Genomic DNA, 13,577 nt, shown 5'->3' with positions numbered 1-13,577 from the left:
GGCTGCCGCCGATCGGCACGACTCACGCGGGCGCCCCGGCCGGCGCGGGGGCGAGCAGTTCAGTGTCGGCGGCCGGCCCCGGAAGTGGACGCGTCTCCGGTGACGTGGGCGCATGCTCAACGTCGACGGACAGCGGCGAGACCGGGAGCTCCGCGGGCCCGGCCGGCGGAGCGGGCACGGGCAGAGTGGGCACCTCGGCACCCGGCGCCGCGACGACGGGCGCCGCGGGCACGCCGAGCCCGGGCAGCGCGGCCGGTACGGAAGCCTCCGGATTCGGCGCCTGGGCGGCCCTTGGCGGCAGATGCACTGCCAATTCACGTGGTTCGACGACCCGCGGCGCGGGCGGCGGCGGCGGGCCCGGTGGCGTCGGCTCGGGCAGCGGGGAGTTCAGCGGCGGCGGCGAAACGCCTTCGGCCGGCTTCGGCGTCCCGACCACGACCCAGGTGCCGGAGGGATCCTGGACCAAGTGCGCGGTGTCCCGCGACGGGATCATTCCGAGCCCGCGGGCCGACTCGGCGAGCGCGGGAGCGGCCTGCGCCTCGAGCACCTGACGCTCGAGCGCTTCCTTCTGTTGCAGCAGCGCCTGATTGACCTCACGCGCGTGGCCCAACTGGTAGGACCGCTCGGCGGCGTCGGTCGACAGCCACAGCGTGACGGCGAGCCCGATGCCGAGCGCCCCAATGACGAGTACGACGAACGGCACCCTGGTGACGTAGTTGCGCGGGTTCAGGTCGATCGACGAGAGCTTGACGAGTATCCGCTCCCGCAATGGCGGGCGAACGATCTTGGGCGCCTTGGCCTTACGTGCCTTGGCCCGCGCCTTCGCCTGGGCGCTGTTCTTCGCAGGTGCCGGCGTGGTGGACGGCCGCGCGATCGGGGTGGTGCGCGGCGCCGAACGGACGGGCCGCTGCTCCTTGGCAGGCTTGCGGGGACGAGGACTCCCCTCACCAGCCCGCCGGGGCACTGCACTCTCGGGGTGGCGACGACGTCGCTCATTGCCTGCGCGCTGCTTTTCGACTCGCTTGGCCATCACGAACCATCCCTTCTAGCAACCTTTTCCAGGGCACGCAGCCGAACCGACGCGCTGCGGGGGTTGAACTCGAGCTCTTCGGCGTTCGCCTTCTCGGCCCCGCGGGTCAACGCGACGAAGTCGGGTTCGTAGCCTGGCAGTTCCACCGGCAGCCCAACGGGCGAGCGCGAGGCCGTCGCCGCGGCGAACTCGCTCTTGACGATCTTGTCCTCGAGTGACTGGTACGACATGACGACGATGCGTCCGCCCGACGGCAACGCATCCATCGCGGCGGGCAACGCATCGCGCAACGAGTCGAGCTCGCCGTTCACCGCGGTGCGAAGCGCCTGGAAGGTGCGCTTGGCGGGGTGCCCGCCGGTACGTCTGGCCGGCGCGGGAATTGCCGCGTACAGCAGTTCGACGAGCTCTCCGGTGGTGGCGAAGGGGGCGCGCTGCCTGCGTTTCACGACCTCCTTGGCGATGCGCGAGGCGAACCGTTCGTCACCGAACTCGCGCAGCACCCGGGCGAGCTCCTTGACGTCGTAGGTGTTGAGCACGTCGGCGGCGGTCAGCGGGGCGTCTGGGTCCATGCGCATGTCGAGCGGCGCATCATGCGAATAGGAGAAGCCACGCTCGCGCCGGTCCAGCTGCATCGACGAGACGCCGAGGTCGAACAGCACGCCGTCGACGTCGGCGTCCGCGCGGTCCGCCCAGTACCCGTCGTAGCGGGTCCGGACGAACGTGACCCGGTCGCCGAATCGGCTCAGCCGGGTCTCGGCGATGGCCAGCGCGGTGGGGTCGCGGTCGAGGCCGACGAGCCGCAGCCCCGGTAGGTCAGTGAGGAAGCGCTCGGCGTGCCCGCCGGCGCCCAAGGTGGCGTCCACCAGCACCGCGCCTGCACCCGTGGAATCGTGGCGGGTCAGGGCGGGGGTGAGCAGTTCGACGCAGCGGTCGAGCAGGACGGGGACGTGGGGGTAGTCCTGGTCGCGGGATTCGGGCATGACGGCAGCCTCGAGAAGAAGGAGTGCCCCTGCATCGAGGTCCCTGTCCGAGGTCGCGAACCTGGCGTTGGGGAAGTACGCCAGGGTCGGTTCGGGCAGAGGCCACGATGCATGGGCTAGGGCAGGGCCAGCCTCCGAATCAGATGATGTCGTGGAGAGCTTCATCGGAGGCCGCTGAGAAGTTCTCTTCGTGGGCGTTCTGGTAGTCCTGCCAGGCCTGGGCGTCCCAGATCTCCAGGAAACCGATGGAGCCGATCACGACGCACTCCTTGGTGAGGTTCGCGTAGCGGCGGTGGTCGGCCGACAGCGTGATCCGACCTTGTGTGTCGGGATGCTGCTCGTCAGTGGCTGCGGCCAGGTTTCGCAGGTAGGCGCGGGCCTCCGGATTGCCGCGTGATGCCCGCTCGTTCTTCTCGGTGATCATGGCTTCGAACGTGGCCCGCGGATAGACGGCAAGGCTGTGATCTTGGCTCTTGGTGACCATCAACCCCCCTGCCAGCGCATCGCGGAACTTGGCGGGCAGCGTCAGCCGCCCCTTGTCATCGAGCTTGGGCGTGTAGGTGCCGAGAAACATCCCGCCACCTCCGAGCCCTCCAGCGGAACCCCGGTTGCTCCGCTGGTCGCCACTTTACCCCACAATCCCCCACTTAGCTCCATCCACTGGCAAAAGATTGGTCAACTCCCCCACCATTCGCCACCAACGGCCCTATCGGACCCGCACGAGCGCCGCGAAACATGCCCAGCGCATGGGAAAACCCCAGCTAGCAACCCCAGCGACGTGCAGTGGGGCGGGGTGGGGCGGCAAACCTGCTGAACACCCGGCAAAGCGTTCGCCCGGCGTGTCGTTGCGCAAAGAAAATTGGGGCAGCTCCGAACTGGAGCTACCCCAACGTCAAGAAGCGGTGGTCACTCTTCGAAACGGCGGCGGAAGCGGTCCTCCATGCGACTCGTGAACGAGCCGCCGGAACCCTTGCCCCGCTTCGCCCGCGAACCGCCCGCCTCACCGGCGGCACGCTCACGTCCGCCTGCGACCCGGGGGCCGGTGATGGCGAACACCACGCCACCGAACATCACGACGAACCCGATGATGCTGAGAATGAGGAAGACGTGACTGACGTTGGTGTACAACGGCACTCCCGAAACCAGGAGCGCTAGACCGATCGCGAACAGCAGGGCCCCCTGCAGCCGCCGACGTGCCGACGGTGCGCGCAGCGTGCCGCCACGCACGCTCGATGCGAACTTGGGGTCCTCGGCATAGAGCGCGCTCTCGATCTGGTCGAGCATGCGCTGCTCATGATCGGAGAGTGGCATGCGTGCCTCCCTTGCCTGACTCCGCCAACTGCCGGGGCCTACTGAACTGTTCAACGACGTGTGCCCGCACAGACGGGCGACTAACAGTAATGATACGAGGTCAATCTGAGCCGTACCACCTACTTCGTCCCACGATTGTATGACGTTGGCCGCGGCTGGCGAGGCGCCCCACCAGTGACCCGGCGTCGACCGGATAATGGCATCGGCTCCTGCGGCGACCGATCCGGTCGCAGGCGGGTCCGCATCCGCACCCGAAGCGCGCGAAGGGCACCGAGGTTTTGTCGACGTTTCTGATCGACCTGTCGCCGGGCGACATGCACTCCAGAGTCACCGATGCGCTCGCCATCTACGTCGAGGCCATGCGTTATCCGCGCGGAACCGAGGAACAACGCGCATCGATGTGGTTGGAGCACACCCGCCGACACGGCTGGAAGGCCGTCGCCGCCGTCGACGCCGCCGACGGCTCGACCGATCCGGCGGCGCTGGCCGCCGCGCCGATGCTCGGCGTGGCATACGGGTACTGCGGAGCTCCCGACCAGTGGTGGCAGCAGCAAGTGGTCGCGGGTCTCCATCGCGGCGGCACCGACGCCACCCGCATCACCGAGTTGATGACGAGTTACTTCGAGCTCACCGAACTGCACATCGCCCCGCGGGCCCAGGGGCGCGGCCTTGGCGAGGCGCTCACCCGGCGCCTGCTCGCAGGACGCGACGAATCGCACGTGCTGCTGTCCACCCCGGAGATCAACGGCGAGTCCAACCGAGCGTGGCGGCTGTACCGCAGACTGGGGTTCAACGACGTGATCCGGGGCTACCACTTCGCCGGCGACCCCCGGCCGTTCGCAATCCTCGGCCGGTCCCTGCCGCTCTGAGCAGCGCAACATGGCACGATGACCCGGTGCCCGCCCATAGACGCGCCACCCGCTTTGTGGCCCTGCTGCTACTGCTGATCATCGTGCCGATGGCCGCAGGGTGCGTCCGGGTGAGGGCGTCGATCACGGTGTCGCCGGACGACCGGGTGTCGGGCCAGATCATCGCCTCCGCCAAACCGCGTGACGGCGACGACAAGGGCCCCCAACTGCTCAACACGCTTCCGTTCAGCAACAAGGTGTCGGTGTCGAGCTACGAGCGCGACGACTACGTCGGTTCACAGGCGGTGTTCTCGGACCTGACGTTCGCCGAACTGCCGCAGCTCGCGAACATGAACCGCGACGCCGCAGGCGTCGACATCTCACTGCGTCGCGCAGGCGACCTGGTGATCCTCGAAGGCCGCGCCGACCTCACGTCGCTCAACGACCCAGATGCCGACGTGTCGCTGTCCGTGGCGTTCCCTGGCGACGTCACGTCGACCAACGGCGAGCAGGTGTCATCGGACGTCGTCGAGTGGAAGCTCAAGCCCGGCGTGGTCAGCACCATGAACGCGCAGGCCCGCTACACCGACCCGAGCGCGCGGTCGTTCACCGGCGCCGCGATCTGGCTGGCCATCGGAGCGTTCCTCGTGGCGGGGGTGCTGGGCGGGGTGGCGTGGATGAGCCGCGACCGTAGTCCGGTGCTGGCGAACCCTCACGAACAGCGCTGAGTTGCCTCGAATCCGTTTCCAGGCTCTACTCTGAAGGCACTTCAGGGTAGTGCTGGGTACGTGGGGTAGCGAAAGGGCAGCCGGCTGAGCGTGGATACAGCGGCACCGTCGGCGGTCGAGTTGACGAGCGCCGTCACCGACCAACTGCGGGACTATCTCGGCGGGCGTCGCAAGGACGCCGCCTACATCGGGGCCGACTACTCCGAGGTGACGGCCGCCCTCGAGGAATTCGTACTGCGCGGCGGTAAGCGGCTCCGACCCGCGTTCGCCTACTGGGGCTGGCGCGCGGTGGCCCCCGAGGGCGCGGTCGCCGGCCCGGACGTGCTTCGGCTGTTCTCCGCACTCGAGCTCCTACAGGCGTGCGCCCTCGTGCACGACGACGTCATCGACGCGTCCGCGACGCGCCGTGGCTTTCCGACCGTGCACCGCTCGTTCGCAGACCGGCACCGGGAGCGGAACTGGCACGGAAGCGCCGACCAGTTCGGCGTTTCCGCGGCGATCCTGCTCGGCGACCTCGCGCTGGTCTGGGCCGACGACATCGTCGCCACCGCCGAACTGCCCCTCGATGCGCACCGAAGGGTGCAGCGCGTGTGGGCCGACATTCGCACCGAGGTGCTCGGCGGGCAGTACCTCGACATCGCCGCCGAGGCCAGCGGAGCGGACTCCGTGGCGTCGGCCATGACGGTCAACACCTACAAGACGGCGTCCTACACCGTCTCGCGCCCGCTGCAGCTCGGTGCAGCAGCCGCCGCCGACCGCCCCGACGTTCAGGCGATCTTTCACGAGCTCGGCACCGACCTCGGCATCGCGTTCCAACTCCGCGACGACGTGCTCGGGGTGTTCGGCGACCCGGCAGTCACCGGCAAGCCCTCTGGTGACGATCTGCGTTCGGGTAAGCGCACGGTGCTGCTCGCCGAGGCCGTCGAACGCGCCGAGGCCTCCGATCCCGTTGCGGCCAAGCTGTTGCGCACGTCCATCGGCACCGAGCTCTCCGAGCCGCAGGTGCGGGAGCTGTGCGGGGTCATCGAGTCGGTGGGCGCGCTGGTCGCCGTCGAGGACCGCATCACGACGCTGACGCGGCGCGCACTGGAGACGCTGCACGCCGCCCCCGTCGACGTCCACGCCAAGGTTGGCCTCGCCGAACTCGGCAGATTGGCCTCCAACCGGTCCGCCTGAGGAGCATGACTACCCCCACTTCGACTCGCGACCCGAATACCGGGCTGGGTCGACACGTCCGCGCTCTGCGAGCCTTCGCAACCGCTCAGGAGGGCAGGCCCGCGCTACTGGGCTTCCTCGGCGCCTGCCTGATCACCACCGGCGGGCTCGGCGCAGGCAGCACGCGCCTGCACGACCCGCTGCTCGAGTCACTTCACCTGTCGTGGATGCGGTTCGGCCACGGTTTGGTGTTGTCGTCGGTGCTGCTGTGGGCCGGAGTCGCCGTGATGCTGATCTCGTGGCTGTGGCTGGGCAGACGCGTGGTCGACGGCACCGCGACCGAGTACACGATGGTGGCGACCACCGGTTTCTGGCTGGCTCCGCTGCTGCTGAGCGTGCCGGTGTTCAGTCGCGACACGTACTCGTACCTCGCCCAGGGCGCACTGCTGCGCGATGGTTTGGACCCGTACGTCGTCGGGCCGATCGACAACCCGAACTCGTTGCTGGACAACGTGAGTCCGATCTGGACGACCACGACGGCGCCCTACGGCCCGGCGTTCATCATGGTGGCGAAGTTCGTGACGAACGTCGTCGGCAACGACGTCATCGCGGGCACCATGCTGCTGCGGCTGTGCATGCTGCCCGGGTTGGTGATGCTGATCTGGGCGGCACCCCGGGTGGCCCGCCACGTCGGGGCCAACGGCGCTGCGGCACTGTGGATCTGTGTGCTCAATCCGTTGGTGATCATCCATCTGATGGGCGGGGTGCACAACGAGATGCTGATGGTGGGGCTGATGATGGCGGCCATCGCGTTGACGGTCACGGACCGGCCGGGGTGGGGCGTGGTGCTGATCGCCATGGCCGTGGCCGTGAAGGCAACGGCCGGAATCGCCCTGCCCTTCATGGTGTGGATGTGGATGCACCGGCTGCGCGACCGACACGGATTCGGGCCGCTGCGCGCCTTCGCCATTGCCACTGCGGCGTCGGTGGCGATCTTCGGGTTGGTCTTCGCGGTGGTGTCGTGGCTGGCGGGGGTCGGGCTCGGCTGGCTGACAGCTCTCGCGGGTTCGGTCAAGATCATCAACTGGCTCACCCTGCCGACGGCGGCGGCCAACCTCGTCAATGCGCTCGGCGGGCTCTTCCTGCCGGTCAACTTCTATGCGGTGCTGGACGTCACGCGCATCATCGGCGTCGCGATCATCGCCATCTCGCTACCGCTGCTGTGGTGGCGGTTTCGGCACGACGACCGGGAGGCGTTGACCGGCATCGCACTGGCGATGCTCGTCGTCGTGCTGTTCGTTCCCGCCGCGCTCCCCTGGTACTACACCTGGCCGCTGGCGATAGTGTCGGTGCTGGCTCAGAGCCGCGCGGCGATCGCGGTGATCGCCGGCTTCTCGACGTGGATCATGGTCGTCTTCAAACCCGACGGCTCACACGGCATGTACTCCTGGCTGCACGTGCTGCTGGCAACGGGATGCGCTGTGGCGGCCTGGTATTGGCTCGCCAAAGCGCCCGTCGACAAGGTCACGACCGAGGCCGTCTAGTAGGCCACGACCGCGGTGCGGTCAGTAGGCCACGACCGCGGTGCGGTCAATAGGCCACGACCGCGGTGCGGTCAATAGGCCATTGCCTGCGCGCGTCGCACCACTTCACGCGCCTGATGGCTGTGCAGCGCATCGACCGGACGCGCATTGGACAGGTGCTCCGTGGCCCCGTCGCGGCTGATGGTCAGCGACGGATCCGGGGTGAACAGCCAGCGCACGATCTCGGTTTCGTGGTAGCCGCCGTCGTGCAGCACGACGATCAGCCCGGGCAGCGTCTTGACGACGTGGCCCTTGTCGTCGAAGAAGACCTTTGGCACGACGACGACGCCGGCCCTGCGCACCCCGATGAGGTGGCCCTCCCGCAGGTGCTGATGCACCTTCGTCACGGGAATGCCAAGCAGGGAGGCTACGGAGGGCAGGTCGTAGACGGCCTCGTCTGGGTCGAGAACGTCTTCGGCGGCCGGAATGTTGCTCACCGGGCCAAGTCTAAGATGCAGGCGTGGAAGCCAGCCAACAATCGGACACCCTCGTCGGTGTCGTGCTGGATGGGCGCTACCGCGTCGACGGGATGATCGCCACCGGAGGCATGTCGACGGTGTACCGCGGACTCGACGTCCGACTGGATCGGCCCGTCGCGCTCAAGGTGATGGATTCCCGCTACTCGGGCGACCAACAGTTCCTCACCCGGTTCCAGCGCGAGGCCCGCGCGGTGGCCCGGCTCAAGGATCCAGGGCTCGTTGCCGTCTACGACCAGGGCTTCGACGGGCGGCACCCGTTCCTGGTGATGGAACTCGTCGAGGGCGGCACCCTGCGCGAGTTGTTGCGCGAGCGGGGTCCGATGCCGCCCCACGCGGTCGCCGCGGTGCTGGGTCCCGTGCTGAGCGGGCTGGCCGTCGCCCACCGAGCCGGGTTGGTCCACCGTGACGTCAAGCCCGAGAACGTCTTGATCTCCGACGACGGCGACGTCAAGATCGCGGACTTCGGGCTGGTGCGCGCGGTCGCCGAGGCGAAGATCACCTCCACCAGCGTCATCCTCGGCACCGCGGCCTACCTGTCGCCCGAGCAGGTCGGCACCGGCGACGCGAGCCCACGCAGCGACGTGTACGCCGTCGGCATCCTCGCCTACGAATTGCTCACCGGCACTACGCCGTTCACCGGCGACAGCGCGCTCGCCATCGCCTACCAGCGGATGGACAACGACGTGCCCGCCCCCAGCCTCGCGATCACCGGCGTACCGGCGCAGTTCGACGAGTTCGTGTCGTGCGCAACTGCACGCAACGCCGCCGACCGCTACGCCGACGCGCAGGAGATGGGCGCCGAGCTCGAGGCCATCTCCGACGAACTGGGCCTGCCCGCCTTTCGCGTTCCGGCGCCGCGCAATTCGGCCCAGCATCAGGCCGCGGCCGCCTACCAAAGCCGGGTGCTCGAGGAGCGCACGACGGCGGCCACCGCCGCGCCCGCGCCCCCGCAGCCGATCCTGCCGGTGCGGACGCCCGTTCCGGACGAGCCCGCGCCGCGCCCGCCCATCCAGCACACTCGGGAGTTCACCCGAGACGAGCGCACGCTCGAAGACCGTTCCGCGCCTGGACGATCCGACCACTTCGCCGGCATCGAGCTCAGCGAGTTCGAATGGGCGAGGCAGCGCGGGAGGCGCACGCTCTTGCTGTGGGTCCTGGTGATCCTGACGTTCACCGGGCTGGTGGCCGCAGGAGCCTGGACGTTGGGCAGCAACCTGCCCGGATTGCTTTAGTCCCTCAGCATCTCGGCGACCAGGAAGGCCAACTCGAGGCTCTGCTGGGTGTTCAACCGCGGATCACATGCCGTCTCGTAGCGCCCCGACAGGTCGCTGTCCGAGATGTCTTGCGCCCCACCGAGACACTCGGTGACGTTCTCACCGGTGATCTCGACGTGGATGCCGCCCGGATGCGTGCCGAGCGCACGGTGCACCTCGAAGAAACCTTGCACCTCGTCGACGATGCGGTCGAAGTGGCGGGTCTTGTAACCGGTCGACGACTCGTGGGTGTTGCCGTGCATCGGGTCGCACTGCCAGATCACCTGATGCCCGGTGGCCTGCACCTTCTCGATGATCGGGGGCAGCAGATCGCGAACCTTGCCGTTGCCGAGCCTGCTCACCAGCGTCAACCGACCGGGCTGGTTGTGCGGGTCGAGGCGTTCGACGTACTCGACGGCCAGTTCGGGCGCAGTCGTCGGGCCGATCTTCACGCCGATCGGGTTGGCGATGGTCTCGGCGAAGGCGATGTGCGCGCCGTCCAGTTGGCGGGTGCGCTCCCCGATCCACACGTAGTGCGCGGAGAGGTCGTAGAGGCGCGGCTCGGGGGCCTCTTCCGGGTACTCGTCGGACAGTCGCAGCATCGCGCGCTCGTAGTCGAGCACCAACGCCTCGTGGCTGGCGTAGATCTCGGCGGTCTGCAGATTGCGGTCGTTGACCCCGCACGCGGTCATGAACTTCAAGCCGCGGTCGATCTCACCGGCCAGCGCCTCGTAGCGCGCCCCTGCGGGTGACGTGCGGACGAATTCGCGGTTCCAGTCGTGCACCGAGTGCAGCGAGGCCAATCCCGACGACGTCAGGGCACGCACCAGGTTCATCGCCGCGCTGGCGTTCGCGTAGGCGCGGACCAACCGGGAGGGGTCGTGTTCGCGGACCGCGGCATCGGGCGCGAACCCGTTGACCATGTCGCCGCGGTAGGACGTCAGGCCCAACGCGTCGATGTCCGACGAGCGCGGCTTGGCGTACTGGCCCGCGATCCGGGCCACCTTCACCACCGGCATGCTCGCGCCGTAGGTCAAGACGACCGCCATCTGCAGCAGCGTGCGGATGTTGGCGCGGATATGGGGCTCCGTGTTGTCGACGAACGTCTCGGCGCAGTCGCCACCCTGCAGCAGGAATGCCTCGCCACGCGCGACGTCGGCCAGCTGACGCTTGAGCCGCTCGATCTCCGAAGGCACCGTCACCGGTGGGACGCTTTCGAGCACGGTCCGCATCGCCGCGGCCTGGTCGGCCGGCCAGCTTGGCTGCTGCGCCGCGGGCTTGGCCAGCGCGGCGTCGAGGCGTTGGCGCAGGTCGGCCGGCAGCGGAGGCAGGTCCGGCAGCTGGTCGATGGGTACGTCGACGGTCCAGTTCACCCGTACATGGTAACTGCGCCAACCAACCGCTTTTGCAACCCGTAGGTGCAGATCAGGCCCGTTGCGCCCAGTCGCCACCCTCGGTCATCAGTTGGTAGCGGCGCAGGTTGTGCCTGGCGTCGACGAGCGCGTCGTGGGCTTCCCTCGGCCGCGGTGGCATGCGCGGGCACCCGCGCTCCTCCCAGTACTGCCGCAGTTCGCGGGTGAAGCGCGGAATCGAGGGCGGCAGGTCGGTCATCGGCCCCCACAGCTGGCACAGCACCACGTGGTCGTACGCACTCACCCACGCCCAGAGCTCGATGGGGGCATCGCCGTCGATATCGAAGAAGGTCTCGAGCTCGTCGCGGATCTGGCGCCGCGAGCGCCATAGCTTCGACGACGGTGACGGCAGCTTGGGCAGCACGTTCTTGCGCACCCAGCTGCCCGCCCGATCAGGGTCGAATTCCGTTGAGATGGCGTAATATTCGCGCCCGTCTTCGGCCACCACACCGATCGAGATGAGCTCGATGGTGCGGCCGTTGTCGATGAACTCGGTGTCATAGAAGTAGCGCATGAGGGCTCAGACGCTCGCCGTCTGCTCGCCGGCGGGCACCGCTGCGGGCTCGGGCGGCGGCGGTGGCGCGGGGTGGATCTCGAGATCGAGCTGCTGATCGACTTCGCTGTCATCGGGGAAGTGCGGCTCGCCCGCGACGACGTGCTGCAACCACAACTTCGCCTGGACCACGGGTCTGCGCAGGCGGCGCTCCCTGACCAGCGCCTTGTGCATCTTGCGGGCCCGCGTCGTGTAGCGCCAGCGTGCCCACGGCGCGTGCGGACGGGACAGCCGGATCGCGCCGACGACGAGCAGGGGCGTGATGAACATCCCCACCAGCCCCGTCCACACCTTGCCCTTCAGCAGCACCACCACCGCGAGCATCAGTGTCAGCACCGCACCAAGGATCACCAAGGTGCGGACCACCCAGGAGTCGTCGTCACGCCAGGCCCCGACGTCGAAGAACGACAGCGGGTTGAAACCCAGCACGAGCAGGCCCGCGACGGCGATCGCGGCGAACACCGCATCCACCGAGGTCCGGCCGTCCTCGGCCCAGTAGACGTCCTGCAGGTGCAGGATCAACGCGAACTCGTCGAGCACCAGCGCGGCGCCTATCCCGAAGAAGGTTGCCGCGACCGTGAATTCGGGTACTCCCCCGTTGACGGCCAGCGTCACCATCGTCACTCCGGACAGCATGACCAGGACCACCCCGATCACCACGTGGTGGATGTGCACACCTCCGTGCCCGATATTGCGTGGCTGCCACCACTTGCGCGGAGCGTCACTGCCGGCGTGCGCACGGATGTAGCGCACGATGGTTCGCGTCACGAAGAAGGTGAGAATGAACGCGACCAGGCAACACAACAACGGCAGCCGCTCACGCGTGACGAAGTCCAGCTGGAAGCTCAGATCCACGGACGAAAACTTACGCCGACCAGCGTTGGTCTTGGACAGGACACGTCGGATACGTCTCCGACGCGTCATCGCACCCCGATAGGCTGTGATCCGACATGAGTACTCAGCGGTTGCCCGCCACGGCGGGTTTGTGGCCAACCGTGGCGTGGAGGCTGTTCCAGCTCCTCACCGCTGCGGCGCTGCTCTGGGCGGCGTGGCAGCTGTTGGGACACACGGCCTATCGCATCGACATCGACGTCTACCGCATGGGCGGACGGGCGTGGCTGGACGGCAATCCGCTGTACAGCGACGGGGTGCTGTTCCATACCGAAGCGGGCCTCGACCTGCCGTTCACCTATCCCCCGTTGGCTGCCATCGCGTTCGCGCCATTCGCGATGCTGTCGCTTCCAGTCGCCGGCGCCGCGATCACGGTCACCACTCTGGTCTTGTTGGTCGTGTCGACGTGGATCGTGCTGACCCGGCTTCGGGTCGCCGAACGGTGGCCCGCGACCACCGGCCCGGCCTGGCGGCGGCGTTGTTGGCTCGCCGCGGCGATCGTCGCGCCCGCGGTGCTGTTCCTGGAGCCGATCCAGTCGAATTTCGAGTTCGGTCAGATCAACGTGGTGCTGATGACGCTCGTCATCGCCGACTGCGTGCCCCGCAAGACGCCGTGGCCGCGGGGGTTGCTGCTCGGGCTGGCCATGGCGCTGAAGCTCACGCCAGCGGTCTTCCTGCTGTACTTCCTGCTGCGCCGCGACACCCGCACCTTGCTGACCGCGGCGATCTCGGCGGTCGGCGCCACCCTGGTCGGGTTCGCCTTCGCCTGGCGCGACTCGCTGCAGTACTGGACCGAGACCGTGCACGACACGGACCGCATCGGGACCGTCACGTTCAATACCAACCAGAACATCGCGGGCGGGCTGGCGCGGCTGGGCATCGACGAGGGGCCGCGGTTCGTGCTGTGGGCACTGGCGTGCCTCGCAGTGCTCGCGCTGACGGTCTGGGCCGTGCGCCGGATCCTCGCCGCGCATCAACCCGTCCTCGCGCTGGTGTGCGTCGCGCTGTTCGGACTGGTGGTCTCGCCGGTGTCGTGGTCGCACCATTGGGTGTGGGCGCTGCCGTCGGTGTTGGTGACCGCGGTGATCGCCTACCGCCAACGCAACGTGGCGCTCGCCGCCCTCAGCGCCGTCGGCATCGTGTTGATGGTCGCCCTGCCGTACGTGCTGCTGCCCGAACACCATGAGTCGGCCGCGTCGGTCTGGCGTCAGCTCGTCGGCGGGCCGTACGTGTGGTGGGCGCTCGCAGTGATCGCGGTGTCCGGTGCGGTGGCGGGCCGACTCGTGCCACGGCGCGACGACGCCGACCGTCCCGCGGTGGACGCCACCGCGCCCGTCGTCGCGACCGGCTAGGC

General features: G+C 68.4%; 14 protein-coding genes. 6 read left to right on the top strand and 8 right to left on the bottom strand.

Annotated features, from left to right (window positions below; genetic code table 11):
• Positions 1-22 precede the first annotated feature (22 nt).
• The 4 genes from SLQ33_RS01620 to SLQ33_RS01605 all read right to left on the bottom strand — a co-directional run bounded on the left by SLQ33_RS01620 (position 23) and on the right by SLQ33_RS01605 (position 3,321).
• On the bottom strand, positions 23-1,033 hold the full coding sequence (locus tag SLQ33_RS01620) for a hypothetical protein (protein ID WP_413467550.1): 1,011 nt from the start codon (positions 1,031-1,033) through the stop codon (positions 23-25).
• The gene (rsmH, locus tag SLQ33_RS01615; protein WP_319452030.1) at positions 1,030-2,175 is read right to left on the bottom strand and encodes a 16S rRNA (cytosine(1402)-N(4))-methyltransferase RsmH; all 1,146 of its coding nucleotides are present in this window, start codon (positions 2,173-2,175) and stop codon (positions 1,030-1,032) included. The genes SLQ33_RS01620 and rsmH overlap by 4 nt, the downstream gene beginning before the upstream one ends.
• Entirely contained in the window at positions 2,150-2,584 is a 435-nt protein-coding gene (gene mraZ / locus SLQ33_RS01610) for a division/cell wall cluster transcriptional repressor MraZ (protein WP_319452029.1), read from the bottom strand. The genes rsmH and mraZ overlap by 26 nt, the downstream gene beginning before the upstream one ends.
• A gap of 332 nt (positions 2,585-2,916) precedes the next feature.
• On the bottom strand, positions 2,917-3,321 hold the full coding sequence (locus SLQ33_RS01605; RefSeq protein WP_319452028.1) for a DUF3040 domain-containing protein: 405 nt from the start codon (positions 3,319-3,321) through the stop codon (positions 2,917-2,919).
• A gap of 278 nt (positions 3,322-3,599) precedes the next feature.
• Here SLQ33_RS01605 and SLQ33_RS01600 point away from each other — a divergent pair, with 278 nt between their 5' ends.
• From SLQ33_RS01600 to SLQ33_RS01585, 4 genes are all read left to right on the top strand, one after another.
• Positions 3,600-4,190, top strand: a complete 591-nt coding sequence (locus SLQ33_RS01600) for a GNAT family N-acetyltransferase (RefSeq protein WP_319452027.1) — start codon at positions 3,600-3,602, stop codon at positions 4,188-4,190.
• 89 nt (positions 4,191-4,279) lie between these two features.
• Positions 4,280-4,897, top strand: coding sequence for an LppM family (lipo)protein (locus SLQ33_RS01595; protein ID WP_413467566.1), 618 nt, complete (start codon positions 4,280-4,282; stop codon positions 4,895-4,897).
• A 90-nt stretch (positions 4,898-4,987) separates the two neighbouring features.
• Positions 4,988-6,073, top strand: coding sequence for a bifunctional (2E,6E)-farnesyl/geranyl diphosphate synthase (gene idsA2 / locus SLQ33_RS01590; RefSeq protein ID WP_319452025.1), 1,086 nt, complete (start codon positions 4,988-4,990; stop codon positions 6,071-6,073).
• Positions 6,074-6,078: 5 nt separating this feature from the next.
• On the top strand, positions 6,079-7,596 hold the full coding sequence (locus tag SLQ33_RS01585; RefSeq protein ID WP_319452024.1) for an alpha-(1->6)-mannopyranosyltransferase A: 1,518 nt from the start codon (positions 6,079-6,081) through the stop codon (positions 7,594-7,596).
• 71 nt (positions 7,597-7,667) lie between these two features.
• Here the strand turns inward: SLQ33_RS01585 and SLQ33_RS01580 are convergent, their stop codons facing one another.
• A complete protein-coding gene (locus tag SLQ33_RS01580) occupies positions 7,668-8,072 on the bottom strand; it encodes an Rv2175c family DNA-binding protein (protein WP_319452023.1) in 405 nt (134 codons plus the stop codon).
• A 23-nt stretch (positions 8,073-8,095) separates the two neighbouring features.
• Between SLQ33_RS01580 and SLQ33_RS01575 the strand changes: the two genes are divergently transcribed.
• Positions 8,096-9,346, top strand: coding sequence for a protein kinase domain-containing protein (locus SLQ33_RS01575; RefSeq protein ID WP_319452022.1), 1,251 nt, complete (start codon positions 8,096-8,098; stop codon positions 9,344-9,346).
• Here the strand turns inward: SLQ33_RS01575 and SLQ33_RS01570 are convergent.
• Genes SLQ33_RS01570 through SLQ33_RS01560 form a run of 3 tightly spaced genes read right to left on the bottom strand, consistent with a single transcriptional unit; the run spans position 9,343 to position 12,187 of the window.
• On the bottom strand, positions 9,343-10,740 hold the full coding sequence (locus SLQ33_RS01570; RefSeq protein WP_319452021.1) for a class II 3-deoxy-7-phosphoheptulonate synthase: 1,398 nt from the start codon (positions 10,738-10,740) through the stop codon (positions 9,343-9,345). The two genes, SLQ33_RS01575 and SLQ33_RS01570, sit on opposite strands and share 4 nt — an antisense overlap.
• Before the next feature lie 52 nt (positions 10,741-10,792).
• The gene (locus tag SLQ33_RS01565; RefSeq protein WP_319452020.1) at positions 10,793-11,293 is read right to left on the bottom strand and encodes a polyadenylate-specific 3'-exoribonuclease AS; all 501 of its coding nucleotides are present in this window, start codon (positions 11,291-11,293) and stop codon (positions 10,793-10,795) included.
• Positions 11,294-11,299: 6 nt separating this feature from the next.
• Positions 11,300-12,187 carry a hypothetical protein gene (locus tag SLQ33_RS01560; protein WP_319452019.1) on the bottom strand — a complete coding sequence of 296 codons (888 nt, stop codon included), beginning with the start codon at positions 12,185-12,187 and terminating at the stop codon, positions 11,300-11,302.
• A gap of 95 nt (positions 12,188-12,282) precedes the next feature.
• Here SLQ33_RS01560 and SLQ33_RS01555 point away from each other — a divergent pair, with 95 nt between their 5' ends.
• The gene (locus SLQ33_RS01555; protein ID WP_319452018.1) at positions 12,283-13,575 is read left to right on the top strand and encodes a glycosyltransferase 87 family protein; all 1,293 of its coding nucleotides are present in this window, start codon (positions 12,283-12,285) and stop codon (positions 13,573-13,575) included.
• The last annotated feature ends 2 nt before the right edge of the window (positions 13,576-13,577 follow it).

The sequence above is a fragment of the Mycobacterium sp. RTGN6 genome, from assembly GCF_033804605.1.
In the GTDB taxonomy this organism is placed as follows: Bacteria; Actinomycetota; Actinomycetes; order Mycobacteriales; family Mycobacteriaceae; genus Mycobacterium.
Note: the sequence above shows the minus strand (reverse complement) of the source record. Positions and strands in the feature narration are given on the sequence as shown.

Excerpts from the sequence above, each read along its gene's own strand:
- rsmH (WP_319452030.1), bottom strand. The coding sequence starts at position 2,175 with ATGAAGCTCTCCACGACATCATCTGATTCGGAGGCTGGCCCTGCCCTA.
- mraZ (WP_319452029.1), bottom strand. The coding sequence starts at position 2,584 with ATGTTTCTCGGCACCTACACGCCCAAGCTCGATGACAAGGGGCGGCTG.
- SLQ33_RS01605 (WP_319452028.1), bottom strand. The coding sequence starts at position 3,321 with ATGCCACTCTCCGATCATGAGCAGCGCATGCTCGACCAGATCGAGAGC.
- SLQ33_RS01595 (WP_413467566.1), top strand. The coding sequence starts at position 4,280 with ATGGCCGCAGGGTGCGTCCGGGTGAGGGCGTCGATCACGGTGTCGCCG.
- SLQ33_RS01585 (WP_319452024.1), top strand. The coding sequence starts at position 6,079 with ATGACTACCCCCACTTCGACTCGCGACCCGAATACCGGGCTGGGTCGA.
- SLQ33_RS01565 (WP_319452020.1), bottom strand. The coding sequence starts at position 11,293 with ATGCGCTACTTCTATGACACCGAGTTCATCGACAACGGCCGCACCATC.
- SLQ33_RS01555 (WP_319452018.1), top strand. The coding sequence starts at position 12,283 with ATGAGTACTCAGCGGTTGCCCGCCACGGCGGGTTTGTGGCCAACCGTG.